This is a genomic window from Microcoleus sp. B4-C1 (assembly GCF_036705285.1).
Taxonomy (GTDB): domain Bacteria; phylum Cyanobacteriota; class Cyanobacteriia; order Cyanobacteriales; family Microcoleaceae; genus Microcoleus.
Window position 1 is genome coordinate 1 of sequence record NZ_JAUBUC010000053.1, and the last position, 19,775, is coordinate 19,775.

The 19,775-nt window shown below is 45.6% G+C and carries 18 protein-coding genes; 8 read left to right on the forward strand and 10 right to left on the reverse strand.

The features are described 5' to 3' along the window. Positions 1 to 950 precede the first annotated feature (950 nt). Positions 951 to 1,307, reverse strand: coding sequence for a hypothetical protein (locus QUB26_RS20165; protein ID WP_333319388.1), 357 nt, complete (start codon positions 1,305 to 1,307; stop codon positions 951 to 953). A gap of 360 nt (positions 1,308 to 1,667) precedes the next feature. Between QUB26_RS20165 and scpB the strand changes: the two genes are divergently transcribed. Then, positions 1,668 to 2,183 carry an SMC-Scp complex subunit ScpB gene (gene scpB, locus QUB26_RS20170; RefSeq protein WP_333319390.1) on the forward strand — a complete coding sequence of 172 codons (516 nt, stop codon included), beginning with the start codon at positions 1,668 to 1,670 and terminating at the stop codon, positions 2,181 to 2,183. A gap of 42 nt (positions 2,184 to 2,225) precedes the next feature. Next, complete coding sequence (locus QUB26_RS20175) at positions 2,226 to 2,573, forward strand: DUF760 domain-containing protein (protein WP_006635907.1); 348 nt, start codon at positions 2,226 to 2,228, stop codon at positions 2,571 to 2,573. A gap of 339 nt (positions 2,574 to 2,912) precedes the next feature. Here the strand turns inward: QUB26_RS20175 and QUB26_RS20180 are convergent, their stop codons facing one another. Then, positions 2,913 to 4,133 (reverse strand): HhoA/HhoB/HtrA family serine endopeptidase, encoded by a 1,221-nt coding sequence (locus QUB26_RS20180; RefSeq protein ID WP_333319392.1) that lies wholly within the window; start codon positions 4,131 to 4,133, stop codon positions 2,913 to 2,915. 313 nt (positions 4,134 to 4,446) lie between these two features. Between QUB26_RS20180 and QUB26_RS20185 the strand changes: the two genes are divergently transcribed. Then, positions 4,447 to 5,361: a M23 family metallopeptidase gene (locus QUB26_RS20185; RefSeq protein ID WP_333319394.1), complete on the forward strand. Its 915-nt coding sequence runs from the start codon at positions 4,447 to 4,449 to the stop codon at positions 5,359 to 5,361. Positions 5,362 to 5,949: 588 nt separating this feature from the next. On the opposite strand, the gene QUB26_RS20190 is transcribed toward QUB26_RS20185, so the two are convergent. Further along, entirely contained in the window at positions 5,950 to 6,294 is a 345-nt protein-coding gene (locus QUB26_RS20190; RefSeq protein WP_333319396.1) for a hypothetical protein, read from the reverse strand. Between the two features lie 306 nt (positions 6,295 to 6,600). Further along, positions 6,601 to 8,910 (reverse strand): calcium-binding protein, encoded by a 2,310-nt coding sequence (locus QUB26_RS20195; RefSeq protein WP_333319398.1) that lies wholly within the window; start codon positions 8,908 to 8,910, stop codon positions 6,601 to 6,603. 130 nt (positions 8,911 to 9,040) lie between these two features. On the opposite strand from QUB26_RS20195, the gene QUB26_RS20200 reads away from it, so the two are divergent. Further along, a complete protein-coding gene (locus tag QUB26_RS20200) occupies positions 9,041 to 9,619 on the forward strand; it encodes a hypothetical protein (protein ID WP_333319400.1) in 579 nt (192 codons plus the stop codon). 101 nt (positions 9,620 to 9,720) lie between these two features. Here QUB26_RS20200 and QUB26_RS20205 read toward each other — a convergent pair whose 3' ends face one another. The 3 genes from QUB26_RS20205 to purS form a co-directional block, all read right to left on the reverse strand. Then, complete coding sequence (locus QUB26_RS20205) at positions 9,721 to 10,524, reverse strand: DUF4058 family protein (protein ID WP_333319403.1); 804 nt, start codon at positions 10,522 to 10,524, stop codon at positions 9,721 to 9,723. Between the two features lie 337 nt (positions 10,525 to 10,861). Then, positions 10,862 to 11,563 carry a phosphoribosylformylglycinamidine synthase subunit PurQ gene (gene purQ / locus QUB26_RS20210; protein WP_333319405.1) on the reverse strand — a complete coding sequence of 234 codons (702 nt, stop codon included), beginning with the start codon at positions 11,561 to 11,563 and terminating at the stop codon, positions 10,862 to 10,864. Between the two features lie 291 nt (positions 11,564 to 11,854). After that, a complete protein-coding gene (gene purS, locus QUB26_RS20215; protein ID WP_333042010.1) occupies positions 11,855 to 12,139 on the reverse strand; it encodes a phosphoribosylformylglycinamidine synthase subunit PurS in 285 nt (94 codons plus the stop codon). Positions 12,140 to 12,282: 143 nt separating this feature from the next. Here purS and QUB26_RS20220 point away from each other — a divergent pair, with 143 nt between their 5' ends. Next, positions 12,283 to 12,675 carry a Fur family transcriptional regulator gene (locus tag QUB26_RS20220; protein ID WP_242715401.1) on the forward strand — a complete coding sequence of 131 codons (393 nt, stop codon included), beginning with the start codon at positions 12,283 to 12,285 and terminating at the stop codon, positions 12,673 to 12,675. Between the two features lie 329 nt (positions 12,676 to 13,004). Here QUB26_RS20220 and QUB26_RS20225 read toward each other — a convergent pair whose 3' ends face one another. From QUB26_RS20225 to QUB26_RS20235, 3 genes are all read right to left on the reverse strand, one after another. After that, positions 13,005 to 15,215, reverse strand: coding sequence for a peptidase domain-containing ABC transporter (locus QUB26_RS20225; RefSeq protein WP_333246357.1), 2,211 nt, complete (start codon positions 15,213 to 15,215; stop codon positions 13,005 to 13,007). A 135-nt stretch (positions 15,216 to 15,350) separates the two neighbouring features. Then, on the reverse strand, positions 15,351 to 15,533 hold the full coding sequence (locus QUB26_RS20230) for a hypothetical protein (protein ID WP_333055473.1): 183 nt from the start codon (positions 15,531 to 15,533) through the stop codon (positions 15,351 to 15,353). Positions 15,534 to 15,702: 169 nt separating this feature from the next. Next, positions 15,703 to 15,930, reverse strand: coding sequence for a secretion protein HlyD (locus QUB26_RS20235; protein ID WP_333055472.1), 228 nt, complete (start codon positions 15,928 to 15,930; stop codon positions 15,703 to 15,705). Between the two features lie 385 nt (positions 15,931 to 16,315). On the opposite strand from QUB26_RS20235, the gene QUB26_RS20240 reads away from it, so the two are divergent. The 3 genes from QUB26_RS20240 to QUB26_RS20250 all read left to right on the forward strand — a co-directional run bounded on the left by QUB26_RS20240 (position 16,316) and on the right by QUB26_RS20250 (position 19,738). After that, positions 16,316 to 17,515 carry an HlyD family secretion protein gene (locus tag QUB26_RS20240; protein WP_445299629.1) on the forward strand — a complete coding sequence of 400 codons (1,200 nt, stop codon included), beginning with the start codon at positions 16,316 to 16,318 and terminating at the stop codon, positions 17,513 to 17,515. Between the two features lie 183 nt (positions 17,516 to 17,698). Beyond that, on the forward strand, positions 17,699 to 18,709 hold the full coding sequence (gene trpS, locus QUB26_RS20245) for a tryptophan--tRNA ligase (RefSeq protein WP_333319407.1): 1,011 nt from the start codon (positions 17,699 to 17,701) through the stop codon (positions 18,707 to 18,709). A 138-nt stretch (positions 18,710 to 18,847) separates the two neighbouring features. Beyond that, on the forward strand, positions 18,848 to 19,738 hold the full coding sequence (locus tag QUB26_RS20250) for a methylenetetrahydrofolate reductase (protein WP_333319409.1): 891 nt from the start codon (positions 18,848 to 18,850) through the stop codon (positions 19,736 to 19,738). Positions 19,739 to 19,775: the final 37 nt, after the last annotated feature.

Consider the following 19,775-nt stretch of genomic DNA (forward strand, 5'->3'; position numbering starts at 1 on the left):
AATAGACCGAGGGCTTGACCTCTCTTTCTACATGGTGATGATGATGACTTAATTTCTCTGCAGTCTTCAGGGTTTTTTACCCTTATTTTTTTTCCGTCTCTACAAAGACGCAGTGGCATCACTGGGATACTATTGCTTTTTCCGTTGCTAAAAGTCCGGGTTGCTAATCTGAGGGAATAGGAGCTGATTGCGTCTAATTTTCATCAATTCCGCAATAGGTGCATGGCAAAGCTCCCTCCGCTTCGCTGCGCCCACGATTGACCGTATAATCCAATTCAAAAGCTACTATGACGGCGTTGCGATCGCCTCGACGACCGTAAGGCGACCGATCTATTTCGGAATTCCCATAAGCTTGAGCTTGTGTCCTTGTAAAATCGCACAACTATAAGCAACTATAAGCTAAAGCTATTAAAAATATTAAAGTTTTATAATATTAAAGTTTTGAGGCGGTCGTCACAAGGGTAACTCTTTTCAAGATTATAGCCGACGGTTTGACAGTCCTTAAACATTGCTTCGATACCACTGCGACATTTAAACGCTGTTACAGCTTGTTTCAATTTGCTGATATTGGTGAGTAAATACCAGCCTTCATCTTCGCCACTATTTCGATATTTTCGTTACCCATAACCAGCGACCTCAAAACAGCCAAATAGCCACATTCTTGCTGCTGATTTTAACTCCGGTCCAATAAAAGCTCGTACCTGCTACGAAACCCCACTCACTCAACCGCTTAAATTCCTCTCCTTCTTCTTGAATATAGTGTCCCTGTTTTACTCTCAAAACACACCTTATGTTCTTTTCACACAGCCCACTTGCCAGCTTAACGCTCGCAAATTCAGGCGTCTCCTAAAAGAACCATTTTATAATTTTTTAGCAGACCAAGAATGGGGCAGATTAAGCTTTGTTGTTCTCGGATGTTGCTACAGCCACAGCGAATGCAATATCTGCTACTACAACGGTAAAGCTCTCTTGTCCCCAATCAGGCTAATCATCAACATATTTTTATCTCGCCACTGCGTTCTATCAATGGCGACCTTCAACTCTTGTTTCTTTTTAAATTGAGTTCTCCAGATATATTTAAGCACAGGAAACCAAAGCTTTTCAATCTTGAGGATAGGTAGCTTGAGAAATCGTTGAATAGAACGTCGTCGGCTCTCAAACATGATTGGGTATGGCATCAATTTCGCCAATAACTCAATACTCACTTGTTTATGGGTTGGGAGCAGAAAAACTAAAATAGTCACAGTCAAGTATTCGGTGTTTTTGAGCTGCTGTTGGAAACAAATTTGGTATGATTGAGGTAACATTTTTAACTGATGGGGCTTCTTAACAAGACTGACCCCATATTTTTTTACCAAAAATCGGTCCTAGCCCCGTCATCTGTATTGGTTGATATATTTTACCATAAGCTCAGGAGAGCTAGAAACGTTATATATTCCTGCGTCTCGGATTGATATAAAAAAAGAAAATTAATAGTGTAGGTTTTGTTTCTCAACCTAACCTACACTATTAATAATTTGTGTAAGGGGAATGTTTATTCCTAACTCTCATTATTCACGACACGGAAGTTACGGAAAGAGGGATAACAGTTGTTTTCCTGAGTCCTTCTTCTTTCTTGCTTCTTCCTTCTTCTTTCAACGTCCCAATTCCTCATTACTAATTCCCAAATGACTCGCTTAGCCACAACAATAGAAGCCATACTTTACTTAAAAGGTCAGCCAGTGTCGATCGCAGAAATTGCCGAGATTGCCAAGTGCGATCGAGCCCAAGCCGAAGACGCCATCATCGAACTCATGTCTGACTCGTCCCACCGCGACAGTGCATTAGAAGTCGTCGAAACCCCCACAGGATACAGCCTGCAACTCAGAGAAGAGTTTGCCAGTTTAATGCAAACTTTAATACCTCCAGAATTAGGTGTGGGAGCTTTGCGGACGCTGGCTGCGATCGCCCTCAAAGGCGGCATCGCTCAGCCAGATTTAGTTAACTTGCGTGGTTCAGGAGCTTACCAACAAGTGCAGGAACTGGTAGAAATGGGTTTCGTCCGCAAACGGCGACCGAGTGAGGGGCGGTCATATTGGTTACAAGTTACCGAGAAATTTCATCGGTACTTTCAAGTAGACCAACTGCCAAAACAATTGCAAATTGACTTTCAGGCAAATTTGTACCCAAGCAATGACGAGTAGTTTGAAGTAGAATGTAACCAGCCAGAAATTAAGAATCGCCAAATGGTTTTTCACCCTGACTTTGACACATCCAATGCCCAACAAACCGCAGTCAATCCACTGCTGAAGTACCTCCAACACCAATCCCCGGAGGTTCTAGCCCGCGTCGCCAAGTCTGTGAGCCCCGACATCAGAGAAATAATCTCTCATAACGTTCAAGGACTTGTCGGCGTTTTGCCTTCCGAAAATTTTAACGTCGAAATTACCACCGATCGCGAAAACTTAGCAGGTTTGCTAGCTTCAGCGATGATGACAGGCTATTTTTTGAGGCAAATGGAGCAGAGGATGCACCTAGAAGAAAATTTAGCAAGCACCAGCTCGATTCAACCAAACTCACCCAAAGACAAGTAAAAAGATCAACGGGTTGGGGAAGCCAGAAAGATGAAAGTTGTTCAGAAAAATCCATAATCCTGAATCATGGAGGCACAGGGAATTAAGAAACCGGGCTGTTAACCGGATATCCCTAGCGCTACACCGAGGCTTTTGGTGAAAAAACCCGGTTACTGCTTCCAGGACTATAAAGCATCAGATTCATCTTCCATCCTCCACCCTTGCAACTAATACCAATTTCAAAAAAGAATGCAACTGTAAATAAGCTCCAAATCCTTATGCAGTAAATCATTCTTAATGCTTTAATCGAAAATCGAAAATCGAAAATCGAAAATCGAAAATCGAAAATCGAAAATGGTATTACCCACCGGCGGAGCTACCCGATAGGGGAAAAGCACCCGGACGTACTTTAATGTTCTGAACTTGACCCAAACGGTTAATTTCCACTTCGAGTTCTTTGCCCACAGCAGTGTTTTCCACCCGTTCTTGCACGTCACCGGGAGTGTTAACCGCAATTCCGTCAACTTTTAGAATGACATCTCCGGGACGCAAGTCGGCTTTTTGAGCGGGGGAATTTTCCACGACTCGCGCCACGGCTACGCCTCGATCGAGGGTAATTTTATTACTATCGAGCTGTTTGTTGAGTTCGGCCTTGGTGGCTGCTGTCAAGCTGACCATTTGAATGCCGAGATAGGGATGTTCGGCTCTACCTTTGGCGAATAGCTGATCGGAAACTCGTTTGGCGGTTTCGATCGGAATTGCAAATCCCAAGCCTTGAGCGTCCGCGCGAATGGCGGTATTGATGCCAATTACTTCGCCTTGGTCATTGAGCAGCGGGCCACCAGAATTGCCGGGGTTGATGGCGGCGTCGGTTTGGATGAAGCGGACTCGCTTGTCGGGGATGCCGACTTGAGAACTCGATCGACCCGTAGCACTGATAATGCCCACAGTCACGGTATTGTCGAGACCTAAAGGATTGCCGATCGCGATCGCCCACTGTCCCGGTACAATATTATCCGAGCGACCCAAAGCCACCTGCGGCAGTTCCTTAGCATTAATCTTAACCACAGCGACATCCGTCAGCGGATCGACTCCCTGCACCTTACCCTCAAACTCGCGGCCGTCTTTGAGCGTCACCTTGACAGTATCCGTCCCGGAGACAACGTGAGCATTAGTAACGATGCGGCCGTCAGAAGTGAGAATAAACCCGGAACCCGTACCTCTCTTGACTCGTTCTTCCGGCTGCGGCAAATTCTCCCCAAAAAACCGACGAAACAAAGGATTTTTGAATGCTTCAGGCACTTGATTAGCCACCTTGCTTGATGCGTCAATCCGCACTACAGCCGGGCCGACTTTTTCGGCTGCTTCAGCAATAAAATTGGGATTGCTGCGATCGACTGCCCGATTTTCCTGAACTGGAGGAGACGCATAGGGGGGGATTTGCTGGCGTACTACTGGCAAAACCAATCCGGTTTCCAGATTGTTTGAGCCTTGCAGATAGCGATTTCCCAACCATCCCATACCTCCGCCGATTGACAGCAGAGTCACATAAAGGGTCGCTTGCTTAAAAGATAAACTCATTTAATAACTCCCGCTAAATACCTCATCCCCGCAGACAGGTTCCGAATCAAGCATTTTTGTCTTGGCGACGGGAAGGAAGCGGGGCGGGGCGTACCGCTTCCTCAAGAACATAGCTGTTAACAGGCAGGCGCCCATCGGCATCACAGGCAATTTTGCCGGATTTGCCAAGAGCGAATCAAACTAATAATTCTCATCCTAACTTGGCTTAGCCTGGGATTTACAGTCTGGGGGGTGGCTAGAGCTTGTAAATATGCAATTTTACAGGATTTTAAAATTGTCAACTGTCCGAAATGAATACTTTTTTATGTACATAATGACTTTGAAACGCTTATTTCTGCTGATTTTTGCACTAATTTGGTCGATCGCACCCGTTGAGAAAACGGCGGCAAATACCGAAATCCCACCTGCAAATCTTCCTTTAGGTACACCTGTAGAAAACCCCGACCCCGCCCGCGATTGCCCGAGTCCGGCTAGGTCTCGGTTGCGCCGCCACACGGTGGCCCAGGGCGAAACAATAGAAAGCATCGCGCGGCAGTACAATGTGATTCCTGCGGCGCTGATCGGGATAAATCCGATGTTGCGGGGCGGTGGAGTATCTGCTGGAAGTGCGATCGTCATTCCTCCGTACAGTGGCATCGAGGTTGAAGTGCCTGCGGGCTCGAATTGGCAAAAACTGGCAGAAGCTTACAAAGTGCCTGCAGATTTGCTATTTGAGGCGAATGGGTGCAGACCTTTGGGGAAAACGGTGTTTGTGCCAGCGGTGAATAGGTCGATCGGGCATTCTATCAATCCCGATGCAACGCCATCGGTGCAAGGATTTCCGCTGCCGGCCCCAGCAGTGGAAGCTTTGGGTTACGGGCGGCAATTGCATCCGGCGCGGCGCGAATTTTTTTTCCACAGCGGCGTAGATTTTTTGGCGTCGGAGGGTACGCAGGTTTTGGCGGCGGGCGAGGGGACTGTCGCCTTTGCCGGGCCGCAGGGGGATTACGGGAATTTAGTGGTGGTGAACCATCAAGCAGGGAAGCAAACGCGCTACGCTCATTTGAAAGATATTGCGGTAAAAGTCGGTCAAAAAGTGCAGTCTGGAGAAGTTTTGGGAACTGTCGGGATGACGGGAAAACGGGACATTCCGCCATCTCATTTGCATTTTGAAGTTCGGTACAATTCGGGTTTGGGTTGGGTTGCTGAAGACCCGCTGCTTTATTTGCAAGCGACTATTAAAAAATAGGATTGTTAGTGTGCTGGGGGGGTGACAACCCGCCCTAAATCCAGACGGGGTAAGGATTGATCTGTGTGGTGGTAAAAAAAGATAGGCCGCATAATTGTTACACGCTTGCCTATCCCAAAAAATATGTTACCAACATTTGACCAGACTCACTTACAAAAACAAATGATGCAAAACCCGTTTATTTTACTCACAATCTTTTTGAACCTGATAGAATCCGAGAAACAAGTAATGAGCGCACTAATCGGGTTCCTATTAATCACTTATTGGTTAACAACTTATTGCCCGATCGCACATTTCTCTCAAATTCGATCGCCCTGAAACCGAGTGAAAATTTGTCTGCTTTGTGACACAGCCCGCCGGGGGTTGAAACCCCCGTCTCATAGCTAAAGCACGGCCCGCCGGGGGTTGAAACCCCCGTCTCATAGCTAAAGTCGGTTGAAACCGACTAAAGATTCGCCTCAAACCGATAGACATCAACTAACTCTTCAGTCCTCTTTCAGAGGACTTTCGCTATGAGACAGGGAATTCATTCCCTGGCGGACTCGCGGACAAACCAACTGGCTTTCCCTGCGCGGACAAACTAACGGACTAACAAATCGAATTCGATCGCACATTTCTCTCAAATCCGATCGCCCATCCACAAAAATTTGATCGCACATTTCTCTCAAATTCGATCGCCCATCCACAAAAATTCGATCGCACATTTCTCTCAAATTCGATCGGCCATAAACCAAAAATCCGATCGCACATAAACCAAAAATCCGATCGCACATAAACCAAAAAACCCGATCGCACATAAACCCAAAAACCCGATCGCCCAATCAACACAAAAATTCGATCGCACATTTCTCTCAAATTCGATCGCCCTGAAATCGAGTGAAAATTTGTCGGCTTTGTGACACAGCCCGCCGGGGGTTGAAACCCCCGTCTCATAGCTAAAGTCGGTTGAAACCGACTGAAAATTGGCATGAAACCGATACACATCAACTAACTCTTCAGTCCTCTTTCAGAGGACTTTCGCTATGAGACAGGGAATTCATTCCCTGGCGGACTCGCGGACAAACCAACTGGCTTTCCCTGCGCGGACAAACTAACGGACTAACAAATCGAATTCGATCGCACATTTCTCTCAAATTCGATCGCCCAATAAACCCAAAAACTCGATCGCACATTTCTCTTAAATTCGATCGCCCATCCCCAAAAAATCCGATCGCCCATCCACAAAAAACCCGATCGCCCTTAAACCAACTCTACATCACAGTAACTGGAAATGGGGCCATCACGTAATCCACCATCAAGACCAAAATTTGTGAAATTTCCAATAGAATTTAAGTCACGATTGCCACTTCTAGCTGTAACGCTCACGGATTGACCTGATGTAACACAGTCCCCAAAAGCGTTTGGCTTGTTTCGTATCCCAAAACTTATCGTGCCACTGGAAGAGGAAACGGGAATGATTTTGGTTTGTGTTCCACTTGCTGTATCAAGTTCTACGAGAAAATTGTCTATGTCGTTTATTGGATCGCAGTATGTCATTGTGTATTGTGCCGTTTGTCCATAGGGGATGCGGTCAGGGATGAGTTCTACTTTAATGTTTAAAGCTCCTCCTAAACAAGTTGGTGTTGGTTCAGGAGTAGTCGCAGGTTTATCGCAAAAGTCAAATGGAAAATTATACTTTTTAGTAAGAAACTTTCGGATCTGAGGCAAAAAATTGGTTTTAGAAGCTGTTGGCTCCTTTTTCTGAAATGAATCAATGACTCCAGCCGTAGATATAATTAGCTTTAAAATAGCTTCTGTACCTTTGCCTACGTCTCCTGCAAGTTCTCCTGATTTGGCAATTGTTTTAATTGCATCTTTGCCAATATCTTTGATCAGAGCCGAACCTAAATCACTATCACTACCCGTAAGTAATATACAACTGTACTTAACGACTTTTAAAGCCTCCGATACTCCCTTCAAGCCTAAAGCAAGTGGTTCAATTGTTAATAGACTGGTCCCTCCGCTCACAGGAGCAGCTAACAAACCAGTAACCGCTAAAGCATCAGCAGCAAAACTAACGACTTTACCCACTTTGCCAGTTCCTTCACAGAACTTTCTAAGCGGCTCACAATTTGTCGCAAAATCTGGCCCAACTGGGGGAGGAGTAACTGGTGGCTCAGGATTAGTAGGTACGGTCGGCTCCAGTGGCAGAGGAAAAGTTACAGTGTCAATAATCTGACCATCTTTGAGCCGCGATATAACACCTTGATCCGGCTTTCCAGTTTCTTGACTCTGTTGATTCTCAACTCGCACAGTTTCATTAGAGCCTTCAAGAGTGACATCCGCCTGTGTACCATCTCGATTCCAGCGCGTTGTACTACCACGAACACCCGTTGTACGATTGGGTACAAATATAACTGATTCTACGAAACGTCCGTCAGCATCATCTTGAAAAACTACTGTATATTTACTACCATCACTCGCCGGAAATTCCATCTGGAATCTGTTGTCAGATAGCTTTGTCACGTCTGGTATATCAATCGTCGCCACCTGATCAGGACGATCGGGTTCCACATCATAAGGTCTGAATCGACCTTTTAAATCATCTGGTGTCACTCCCAAAACAGTACCTAACAAAGCCCCTGTTGCAGCCACTTTAATATCCACAGCAGAACCACCAGACGGCTGCACTTTCGACTCCAAAACAATATCGGATTCCCTAAGATTTGTACTAAGTCCGATGAAATCGATCGTTCTTTGAAAGTCGGTAATTAAGTCAAACGTAGGAGAGCCTAAAGCCGCCTCAGAGCGCAGAAAAAATATATCTTGACCCGCACCACCAGTCAGGGTGTCATTGCCCAAATCGCCAATCAGGAAGTCATCGCCATCTTGCCCATTGATAATATCGTTACCGCGACCACCCCGCAAAAAGTCGTCTCCGCCGGCACCAAAAATTACGTCATTACCTGCGTTTCCGTTAACACCATCGGCACTTTCACCACCCTGCAAGGTGTCTGCACCCGGACCGCCAAGCAGACCGTTTTGGCCCGCACCGCCACTGAGAAAGTCGTTTCCCAAGCCGCCGTACAGCAAATCATCACCACCTTGGCCCTCAATTCGGTCATTTCCTTCGTCGCCATAGATGATATCCCCAGATTCGGAGCCTGTAATGGAATCTGCACCTCCTAAGCCCCGCAAACCGCCTATGAGAGTATCCAGCAAGCCAAGGGGAATCGTAAATGTGTCACTTTGCTCGGTTAAAATATATGCACCACCATCGGCAGAAAGTGAGCCACTGCTGACTTGAGAAGCCGATCGCCCGATATCCCCATCAACACTACCGGAGATAAAGTCCTTTCCCGTGTTACCATTCAAAAAGTCTGGCGCGATCGAACTTTCTAGCGTATCGTTGCTTCCCAAGCTAAAGATATTCTGGATATTCTGAGCATTCGATACCGTCTCTTGAGTCGTGGCTTTTTTCGAGCCACAGCCGCAATCCGCTTGATTCGTGGCGCTGCTACCGTTCAATATGTCATCGTTCTTGTCCAGCAAAGCTAAATTGTCAGGCATACACTGTTGCTTTGTGTTGGTGATTTAAGAAATCTACCTCACCTGTCTCATCTATGTCATGGCTGAAAAAGCCCGAAAAAGACTGAAAAAGCCCGAAGTTTCCTTAACTTTATATTTCTTCACTTAACCCATGCAGCCCAACGACGATCGCCCGTTGCAAGCCGTCCCTGACGAAAACGAACTGCTGAAATTGGTCGATGGTCTAATATTTGAGAAAACAGGCAAACATCTCAACACGCTACAACAGTTAGTGTTGCAGGGAATGTATGATGGCAAAACCTACGAAACGATCGCCCGCGACACCCGCTACACTACAAAATATGTCCGAGAAGTCGGCTACAAGCTACTCAAAAGTCTTTCCGCAGTGATGGATGAAGAGATGCAAAAAGGCAATCTCAAAGCTGCGATCGATCGTAGAAATATTAGCAATACCTCCAGTAATAACTCAAATTTCGGTAGAGATTATATTCATCAATACGTTGAATACGTTCAGACACTCAACTTCAACCCCTGTCCTTCTGGGCCTAGCAAATCTGACAACAAATACGCCACTGAATCCAGATTCAAAACTCAGATAGAACGACTCGAAATTGATGTTGCTGATGTCGTTTGTAAGTTGCACAGTCAAGGTATCGAACCATGCCAAATCGCTCAGTTGCTTGGTCTGCCAGATGTGACGATAGAAACAATATTGCGTAAATTATCATAGCTAAGATGCGAGATATTTGTAGGGTGCGTCGCTGCGAAAATTTCAAGTTAATTTAGAGATTGTCGATGGCGACGCACCCTACGATATAAAGTAAAATATAATTAATTATCTCGAAGTTCTTTTTCTTGCAAAAGTTGGGTAGCCCAAACCCGATCTTCTTCCGATAGAGACGGTACGGGTTCTTGATTATAGTCGATCCGATAATCATAGCCAGCGCGATCGTAAACACCTGCAAATATTTCTGGGAAATTAACAATAGGTTCTACATCTTCCTCGCGCAAGGGAAGCGGAAATATAGGTAGAGAATCGCGGAGATTAAAAGCATAAAGTTCGGCAAACGGACGGCGATTACTGGGACTGACCAAAACCCGATAATCGCTTTGAATAGAATTATTAAGAATGGGCATAGATTCCCATTTTCGTAGTAAATCGATTTCGACTAAATTGGTTAAGCTACCTAAAATACTCTGGCGTTTTTTGAGATAAGTAATTCTTCCTTCTCCACTACGTTTGTTGACAGGAGAAAGAATTTCAATTGCGGTGACAACTTGTTTCGTTGCCATTTCTCTCACTTCCAGGTAAGTCTGTTTAATTTTTTCAGGAGCCGGCACTTTGACGGTAGTCGGAAGTGTTATATTTAAAGTGGCAACTGAACCTGTAGGAATATTCGGGTTATTAGATTGACGCTTAATCGCGACATCGGGGATACCTACTAAAAGGGAGTCGCTGTTACTGTCATTTGGATCGGTAATTTCATAGATTCGTTTGTCGATTGCCACCTCATATTTAGGGCGAATTTGAGGGACTAAGAATGCCGCGATCGCAGAAATTAACCAATGATGAGTTTCCTGCCAGAAATCGGGGTGTTCTAAGTAGGGGTCCATTCCAGGAAAGGGTGAAGGCATAGGACTGTTCTCCGATGTATTGACTTTCAAATCATTTTAGCATTTTTAATTTGGTAGGTGCGTCGCTTTAAAGCGAGGCAGAGCCTCTGGATATAGGTTCCCAGGCTGGCGCCTGGGAACCAGTTAAAGCTTGTCAAGAACAGGCAGGATGCCTGTTGCACAGTAATTATTGGAGATGTCTATTTGTAGATGAATTTAATCTGTTGTGGAACAGGCCGGAAAGCCTGTTGATTTTGGGCGGGCAAGATGCCCAACCCCTACTCCCCACAACAAATTTAATCTACTGTGGAACAGGCATCTTGCCTGTTCCTAAAATCATAGACACCGCAAATATCAACTACAAAACAGCAGCAACAGTTGCCATCAGCAACCCTTGAAACAATTTCACCCCATCAGTTTCGCCCAACATCGGATCGGATGCCCGTTCTGGATGCGGCATCATTCCTAATACATTGCCTTGGCGATTGCAAATACCGGCAATATTATTTAACGAACCGTTGGGATTCCCAGCATCGCTAATTTTGCCCGCCTCTGTGCAATAGCGAAACAGCACTTGATCGTGCTCTTCTAACTCTGCTAATGTATCCGCATCAGCATAATAGTTTCCTTCACCGTGGGCGATCGGCAAATCGATAATTTCACCCGTAGTATAAGCCGCAGTCCAACGAGTATTACCGCGTTCGACTTTCAAAGAAGCGCGATCGCAAATAAAATTCAATCCCGCATTCCGCACCAGAGCACCGGGCAACAAACCAGCTTCAGTCAACACCTGAAAACCGTTGCAGATGCCCAATACAAGCTTTCCTTGTTTCGCGTGTTCCGCAGTAGCCCGCATCGCCGGAGAAAAACGGGCGATCGCGCCGCACCGCAAATAATCTCCGTAACTGAAACCACCGGGAATTACAATGATATCAATATCCGAAATATCGGTATCTTCGTGCCAAATCATCCGCGTCGGTTGGTGGAGTAACCCTTGAGTCACCCACACCACATCGCGATCGCAATTTGAACCCGGAAAAACAATAACTCCAAATTTCATAAGCTGAAGGAAGAAGGAAGAAGGAAGTTCGGCAACGGATTATGTAACGGATGTAACGGATGTCAGGAAGAAGGAAGAGGTGTCAACATAAGACTGAAATCTTATGTTTTTCTCTCTTATATCAAAGTCTAGATCCCCCTAAATCCCCCTTAATAAGGGGAGTAGGGGTTGACTTTGAGTGTTCCGAGTGCCCGCTTTTTAACAGAGATTTTGAGAACCTCTTGTCCCCCCCTTATTAAGGGGGGTTAGGGGGGATCTCCGGGTTTCAAAACACCCTAGGGACGATCGCATTTATGCCGCCGCTGTCTCCACAGCAACAGGAATTTCAGTCAAATCAAAGCGATAATTTTCAATCACTGGATTGGCCAAAAGTTGGTCGCAAACGCGATCGAGTTGTTCGCGGGCCTCCGACTCACCAGCAGCAGTCAGCGTCAATTCAACGTATTTCCCAATACGCACACGCTCAACATTGTCGTATCCCATGTGTTGCAAGCCAGACTGTACGGCAGTGCCGGCGGGATCTAAAACAGAAGGGCGGAGGGTAACATAGATTTGGGCAAGATATTTCTGAGTCACGGGAATGTTGCCGTAGGTGATGTGAAAGTTAGCCCCATTGTATTCTACAACCGAGCTGCGCGCCGATCGCCATTTGGTTGGCCCAAGTAAGATAGCCTAGAAATAGGGACAGATTTGACTCTAGCAGATTACACAAAAAAATTATGAGAACCAACCGCACCCGCAGTCAGGAGCGTATTTTAAACTTGCTCAAAGTCCTGAATCGAGCGCTCTCAGCGCAAGATATCTACTTAGAACTGCGTAACAGCGACCAAAGCATGGGCCTAGCAACCGTTTACCGCTCCCTCGACGGTTTAAAGCGAGAGGGGTTCGTTCACGTCAGAACGCTTGCTAGTGGCGAGTCTCTGTACGGTGCCGCCCACCAAGATCAACATCACTTAACTTGTCTGGAATGTGGCGCGTCAATTACGATCGACGAATGCCCCGTCCACCACTTAGAAAGCCAACTACAACAATCTCATTCTTTCAAAATTTATTATCACACTTTGGAGTTTTTCGGATTGTGCGATCGATGTACTTTGGCTCAAGAATCTTAGAGAAGTTATTAGTCATGAGTGATCTCAATTCCGGTTGCACTCATCATAAATGTTGACTGTTGACTGTTGACTGTTGACTATTGACTGTTGACTGTTGACTGTTGACTGTTGACGGGCAGGTCGAAAAACTGAATGGTTGAGTGTTAACTGTTGACTCGATTTTATTATTCCCATGCAACCGCCAACGATATAGAAATCCTCGCAGCATTTGTGAATTTCTTACTTTCTCCCTGCCGGTTCGGGGAGGGTTGGGGTGGGGTGCAAAAGTGAGATGATCCCGGTGTTGTTTGTGTAGCGACAGATTTCAACCTGTTGTTTTATTAACTCGCTCAAGGATGCAAAAACTCTAAATGATCTCCGGGAATCGATCGCAATTTTGCAGCCGAGCCTTGCATTTTCAACCGGCCGCGTTCTAACATGATAATCCAATCGGCGCGATCGATCACTCGCGGCCTGTGACTGATAAAAATCGTCGTTTTCCCGTGCCGATACATCAACAACTGTTCTAAAACTTCCGCTTCGCTTGCGGGGTCAAGCCCTGCGGTAGATTCGTCTAAAATCAATACTGGTGGGTTGTTGAGAATGGCGCGGGCGATCGCCAATCTTTGTCTTTGTCCGCCAGAAATATTCGCTCCAAACTCTCCTAAAACAGTTTGATATTTATCCGGCAATTGGCTGATAAATTCATCCGCGCCCGCAATTTTACACGCTTTCACAATCTGTTCAAAGCTGATATCTGGACTGCCCAATCGAAAATTTTCTAGAATCGAACGGCTCCAAAAATGCGCTTCTTGGGGAACCAATACAACCTGCTGTCTGAGACTGTCGAGAGACAAATCCTGCAAGTTGTAACCGCCTATTCTAATATTACCAGATTGCAGCGGGTACAGACCAGCAATTACTTTTGCGAGCGTACTTTTTCCGCAGCCGGAATGGCCGATTAAAGCAATTGCTTGACCGCCGGGAAATGTGACAGAAAAATTTTCCAGCAAGTCAAGTCTGCCGGGGTAGTGAAAATTAACACTCTTGCAAACAATACCGTCGCGGTCTTGAATAGTTACAAAAGGTTTATTCGTATTGTCTTTAGTTTCCGGTTCAGCATCGATCACTTCCGACAGCCTTTGAGTTGCTGTCTGCACGCGAGTCATTTCATCAGTAAATCCTACGAGCGAATTTACCCAAGTAGTAACGTTTTGATTCATACTAATAAACGCTAGCAACTGACCGATACTCAATACCTTGTCAATCACTAAACCGCTACCAAGCCACAGCAGAGTAATGCTGCCAGCAGAGGCAACAAAACCCGAAAATATATTGTTGAGAATGCCAATTTGTGTAGTGCGGAAATTCAGCTTTGCTAAGCGACCGAAGCGGGTTTGAAATTCTTCCCAAAGTTGCTGACCGCTGGTAGTAGTTTTGACCGTCAGCGCGCCTTTAAAAGTTTCTACTAAAACGCCTTGAGTTTCTGCTTCCAGCACAAATAAACTGCGCGTTTTTTGCTGCAATACGGGCAGAAATACCACTGTAGAGGCAGTCATTAACAGAGCTATAGCTGTAGCTGCTAAAGTCAGTTCCTTGCTGTAAAATAACATAAAAATAAAAGAAACTACAGCTATAAAAAATTGACTAGGCAAGCTGATAGCGACTTGAGAAACTAATTTATTGATTTCTTGGATATCTTGTAATCTACTGACAATTTCGCCACTGCGTCTGGTTTCGTAAAAACTCAAAGGCAATCGCAGGAATTTGCGCGCGAATTCCATCACCAATCCCAATTCTAAACGCTGGGAAAACTGAGCAATTAAGTTCGACTCTACCAATCCTAAACTGCTGCTAAAAAGGTTCATAACTATAACTGCGATCGCCACGCTTGCCAGGAGTTGTCTGTCTCCCCGCACCAGGATGTCGTCGGTGAGCATTTGAACTAGAAAAGGCGAAGAAATTGACAGCAAACCCAACACTGCATTTAGCAAAAATGCTTCCATTAAAAGCGGGCGATAAATCCCAATCCGGCGCATCCATTTTTCTAAAGAATTGGCGGGCGGTTGACCCTCTGCTGCTGCAAAAAACCGCTCAGCATCGGGTTCTACTAGCAAGCACAGCCAATCTGTCCAAGCTGCTGATAATTCTGCTTTAGAAACATAGCGCATACCGACGGCTGGATCGCCGATCGCATATTGGTTGCCCTGTTTTCCGTACAAAACAACCCAGTGAGAGCCGCTCCAGTGAATAATCATCGGTAGAGGGGCATCATCGAGCTTGTCTAAAATTGCAGCGGCTGCTCGCACCGATCGAGCATTAAAGCCGATCGCCTCAGCACCTTGTTTCAAGCCAAGTAAACTCGTCCCTTTTTGGTCGGTGCCCGCACATTCTCGCAAGCGGCTAATAGTAAAATTTTGTCCGTAAAATTTCGCGATCGAAGCCAAACAAGCCGCCCCGCAATCTTCTTCGCTCTGCTGGAGAACAACGTGATATTTCTTAAACCTGTTAACTTGTCCGAATAATGGCACTTTGCCGATCAAAGGGATGTTCTTTAACATTTTGCAAAATGAATAATGGTAGAGCATAAAGAAGATTACTCATCACCAACTACCCAATCAGCAAAAAGCACCCATAAAGTTATGGGTGCTTTCTCGATTCCACAGTTATAAATCTGAATTGACTAGCACTAAACTTTAGTAGTAGGCGTAGCGGACTACTCTTCTGTATGAACCGTCGTAATTCCGGCGGTACACGACCCAACTGCGCCGCTGCCGGTGACAATTGTATCGATTGGCATAATAGTGACCGCCGTTGACGCTAGCTGATTCTTCAGATGTAAGTTCAGCAAACAGTGAATTGTCCTTTGTTTCTTTCATGATTGGACTCCGTTTAACTTAATAAAATTGAAGGAAAACTAGAAATATTATTTAATTTCTAGACCCTAGTGTAAATACTGAGTAATACTTCTTGTGGTTCTGTACGACCTCCGGAATACTACTGATAAAATTTCAAAATTTACTCGATCGCACAACTTGACTCAGCTATCTAAACCACTAGAGTTGGGTAAGGGCGATCGCGGCTCGGATCGTACAGATAAAACTGCCTAGGCGGTGGCAGGAAAAACAGCATATTCAGGCCATAGCTGCTGCTGTTATCCGTCTCGCTGTTGTTATTAGCGCTACTAACACCGCTGGTAATGCAGCCACCGTTGACAGTAGCAGATTCTCCATCGGTTAGTTCGATGAAGAGTGAACCTTGTTGGTTTTCTGGCATAAATAACTCCTATTGATACCTATGTACTTACTTACTACCTACGCATACAGTAAAAACCCGGTAACAGCGCCAAAAGTTATGGCGGAAACGCCGTATTTTCATGACCACGAATTTCAAAGGTGGTACCCGCCACGTGATTTATCCGTGGAATCAATCCCAAATCGAAAATCCTCAAGAAAGAGCATTTATCTCGCGCAAGTCAATCCAAAATCTAAAATCTAAAATCTAAAATCGAATGACAGTAGCCCGCTGGCTTCACTCCTCTTGATATTTGGCGAAGTTGTGGGTGGGAACGGCAAAGCTGTGCGGATTTTTACCTTTACCCTGTGAATTTTGATTTAGACTTCTAAACCTCTTCTTGGTTTCCGGAAAGGTGAGAGTAAAAGTGACAAAACAAATCAGCGATCTCTCCCTCCCCCCCAACTCAAAACTCCAAACTCCAAACTATTCCTCTCTCCCCCTTGCCGCCATGTCTCTCACTCCCGAAGCCACACCCGCTGAAACCTTTGATAACGACCAGTTTTTGCCCCCTGTCAGCCGCTGGACGACTTTGGGGGGCATTTTGATGGTGGCGACCTTTGGCGGGGCGATCGCCCTCGCTAGCGTCACCAAATACAGCGCTACAGTCAAAGCAGACGCGATCGTCCGTCCAGCCGGAGAAGTGCGCGTCGTGCAAGCAGCAACCGAAGGAACCGTCGAAAGCATTGCTGTCAGAGAGAATCAGACAGTAAAAGAAGGAGATGCGATCGCAGTTATAGACGCTTCGCGTTTGGGCGCTCAAAAAAAACAGTTAGAAGAAATAATTAATCAGTCTCAAACCACAGCACAGCAAATCAACCAGCAACTGCGCGACTTAGAAAATCAAATTTTGGCCAGCGCCCAATTTAAAAGCATCCAAAGTGAAAGTTCCGCCCAACAGGAATTAATCGAATCCGCTTTAGTAAAAATCGCCACACCGCTGCCGGATGTCGCCGAAAGACTGGGCCGAAGTCGGCGGGTTTTGCTCGTCAAGCGATCGTCCCTTCAACAACAATTAATTCAAGCTAAAAAAGAACTAAATCAAATTGAGTTAAAACTCGAAAATAGCGTAATCCGCGCCCCCGCTGATGGTACAATTCTCAGATTGGAAGTACGAAATACTGGTCAAACCGTACAAGCCGGCAGTGCGATCGCCCAAATCGTCCCCAGCGACGTACCCCTGGTAGTCAAAGCCAAGGTGACATCCCAAGATATCGCCCGCATCCAAATCGGCCAACCCGTACAGATCAGGATTTCGGCTTTGCCTTTCCCCGATTACGGCACATTAAAAGGAACTGTCAGCGAAATCGCCCCAGATGCGATCGCCACTCAAAATCCCACTAATAATTTAGGTACAGCTTATTACGAAGTGGCAATTAAGCCCGAACAAACTTATTTAACAAATCTCAAATCCGCCAACGGCCAATTCTTCGGCAACCCCCAGGCTAATGTCCGCCGCCAGTATTCGATTCAATCGGGAATGGAAGGCAGAGCCGATATTATTACCGGCGAAGAAACTGTTCTGACATTTGTTTTGCGGAAAGCAAGGTTGCTGACAGATTGGTAATTAGTCAGTTGTCAGTTGTCAGTTGTTAGTTATCAGCAGTCAACAGTCAGCAGTCAGCAGTCAGCAGTCAGCAGTCAACAGTCAACAGTCAACAGTCAACAGTCAACCGCCAGAAAATTAGAGGCTCTGAAATTGAAATAACGTGTCAATATAGAAATGTGAATTCTATTCTATTCTTTCCTCATGGGCAAAAAGCGCGTTCTTTCTGGAGTTCAGCCAACCGGCAATCTTCACCTCGGCAATTATCTCGGTGCCATTCGCAACTGGGTAGAGAATCAAAGTCAGTACGAAAATTACTTCTGCGTAGTCGATTTGCACGCAATTACCGCACCGCACAATCCAGCAACTCTAGCCTCCGACACTTACACGATCGCCGCACTGTATTTAGCTTGCGGCATCGATTTAGAATATTCTACTATTTTCGTGCAATCCCACGTCTCGGCGCACACAGAACTAGCATGGCTGCTCAACTGTATTACGCCGATTAACTGGCTCGAAGATATGATTCAGTTTAAAGAAAAAGCAGTTAAACAAGGTGAAAATGTCAACGCCGGTTTGCTAAATTATCCCGTGTTAATGGCAGCAGACATTTTGCTTTACGATGCCGACAAAGTGCCAGTGGGAGAAGACCAAAAACAGCATTTGGAACTCACCCGCGATATTGTCATCAGATTAAATCACCAATTCGGCACACCCGAAAAGCCAGTATTGAAACTTCCCGAACCGTTAATTCGGACTGACGGTGCGAGGGTGATGAGTTTGACAGATGGCACGCGCAAAATGTCGAAATCTGACCCTTCCGAACAAAGTCGAATTAATTTATTGGATTCGCCAGATACGATCGCCAAAAAAATCAAGCGCTGCAAAACCGATGCCGTGCGGGGGTTGACTTTTGACGACCCCGATCGCCCCGAAGCTAGAAATTTGCTGACACTTTATCTCCTGCTTTCCGGCAAATCTAAGGAAGAAGTAGCCACAGAATGTGAAAACATGGGTTGGGGAGATTTTAAACCCTTGCTGACAGAGACGACAATTAATGCCCTCAAACCAATTCAGGATAAATACAAGGAAATAATGGACGATCCGGGATATTTAGAGTCTGTACTACGTCGCGGAAGAGAACAAGCAGAAGCTATTGCTAATCAAACTCTAACCAAGGTGAAGACAGCTTTCGGTTATTCTTTACCTATTTAGTTGTTAGTTGTTAGTTGTTAGTTGTTCTTGGTTAGTTGTTAAAAATGACAAGTGCCAACTGCCCACTAACAACTGCCAACAGTCAACAGTCAACAGTCAACTGTCAAATAACAAATAACCAATAACAGACAAATAATCATGAACCGTTTTCGCACAGCCTGCACCACCCCCGGAGAATTTATAATTACCGCCGAAGTTGCCCCCCCAAAAGGCGGCGACATGACTCACACAATTCAAATGGCTGAACGCCTCAAAAACAGAGTGCACGCCATTAATGTCACAGACGGGAGTCGCGCAGTTTTGCGAATGTGCCCCCTAGCAGTTTCGGCGATTTTAGTGCAGCACGGAATTGAGCCAATTTGTCAAGTTGCTTGTCGCGATCGCAATCAAATTGGCCTGCAAGCCGATCTCATGGGAGCCCACGCTTTAGGCATCCGCAATGTATTGGCACTTACAGGCGATCCCGTCAAAGCGGGCGACCATCCTAAAGCAAAAAGTGTATTCGATTTGGAATCAGTTCGGCTATTGCAAGTTATTCAAAAAATGAATGGCGGCAAAGACTGGAATGACAAACCTTTAACAGACGGATTTACTGATTTATTTGTCGGTGCTGCCGTCGATCCGCAATGCCCCAGTTGGTCTGGTTTGCAAAGTCGATTTGAGAAAAAAGTAGAGGCTGGAGCACAGTTTTTTCAGAGTCAATTAATAACAGATTTTGAACTTTTAGATAAGTTTATGCACAATATTGCTGCGGGCTGCAACAAACCAATTTTAGCAGGAATATTTTTGTTTAAATCTGCTAAAAATGCTGAATTTATTAAAAAATACGTGCCGGGAGTTCACATCCCACAAGAGACGATCGACCGTTTGGCTAAAGCTCCAGAACCCTTGCAGGAAGGCATAAAAATTGCTGCCGAACAAGTCAAGCTAGCGCGGCAGATTTGTCAAGGAGTTCACATGATGGCCGTCAAACGAGAAGATTTAATTCCTCAAATTTTGGATTTGGCAGGAATCGATCCACTGAGCTAAAATTAACCGTTGGGGCGGGTTTTACCAACTATCAATG

Bases quoted from the DNA above. Each gene is read 5' to 3' on its own strand.
- QUB26_RS20165 (WP_333319388.1), bottom strand. From the start codon at position 1,307: ATGTTACCTCAATCATACCAAATTTGTTTCCAACAGCAGCTCAAAAAC.
- QUB26_RS20185 (WP_333319394.1), top strand. From the start codon at position 4,447: ATGACTTTGAAACGCTTATTTCTGCTGATTTTTGCACTAATTTGGTCG.
- QUB26_RS20225 (WP_333246357.1), bottom strand. From the start codon at position 15,215: ATGTTAAAGAACATCCCTTTGATCGGCAAAGTGCCATTATTCGGACAA.
- QUB26_RS20230 (WP_333055473.1), bottom strand. From the start codon at position 15,533: ATGAAAGAAACAAAGGACAATTCACTGTTTGCTGAACTTACATCTGAA.
- QUB26_RS20180 (WP_333319392.1), bottom strand. From the start codon at position 4,133: ATGAGTTTATCTTTTAAGCAAGCGACCCTTTATGTGACTCTGCTGTCA.
- QUB26_RS20205 (WP_333319403.1), bottom strand. From the start codon at position 10,524: ATGCCTTCACCCTTTCCTGGAATGGACCCCTACTTAGAACACCCCGAT.
- QUB26_RS20190 (WP_333319396.1), bottom strand. From the start codon at position 6,294: ATGAGACGGGGGTTTCAACCCCCGGCGGGCTGTGTCACAAAGCCGACA.
- scpB (WP_333319390.1), top strand. From the start codon at position 1,668: ATGACTCGCTTAGCCACAACAATAGAAGCCATACTTTACTTAAAAGGT.
- QUB26_RS20220 (WP_242715401.1), top strand. From the start codon at position 12,283: ATGAGAACCAACCGCACCCGCAGTCAGGAGCGTATTTTAAACTTGCTC.
- QUB26_RS20235 (WP_333055472.1), bottom strand. From the start codon at position 15,930: ATGCCAGAAAACCAACAAGGTTCACTCTTCATCGAACTAACCGATGGA.
- purQ (WP_333319405.1), bottom strand. From the start codon at position 11,563: ATGAAATTTGGAGTTATTGTTTTTCCGGGTTCAAATTGCGATCGCGAT.
- trpS (WP_333319407.1), top strand. From the start codon at position 17,699: ATGGGCAAAAAGCGCGTTCTTTCTGGAGTTCAGCCAACCGGCAATCTT.
- QUB26_RS20195 (WP_333319398.1), bottom strand. From the start codon at position 8,910: ATGCCTGACAATTTAGCTTTGCTGGACAAGAACGATGACATATTGAAC.
- QUB26_RS20250 (WP_333319409.1), top strand. From the start codon at position 18,848: ATGAACCGTTTTCGCACAGCCTGCACCACCCCCGGAGAATTTATAATT.
- QUB26_RS20175 (WP_006635907.1), top strand. From the start codon at position 2,226: ATGGTTTTTCACCCTGACTTTGACACATCCAATGCCCAACAAACCGCA.
- QUB26_RS20200 (WP_333319400.1), top strand. From the start codon at position 9,041: ATGCAGCCCAACGACGATCGCCCGTTGCAAGCCGTCCCTGACGAAAAC.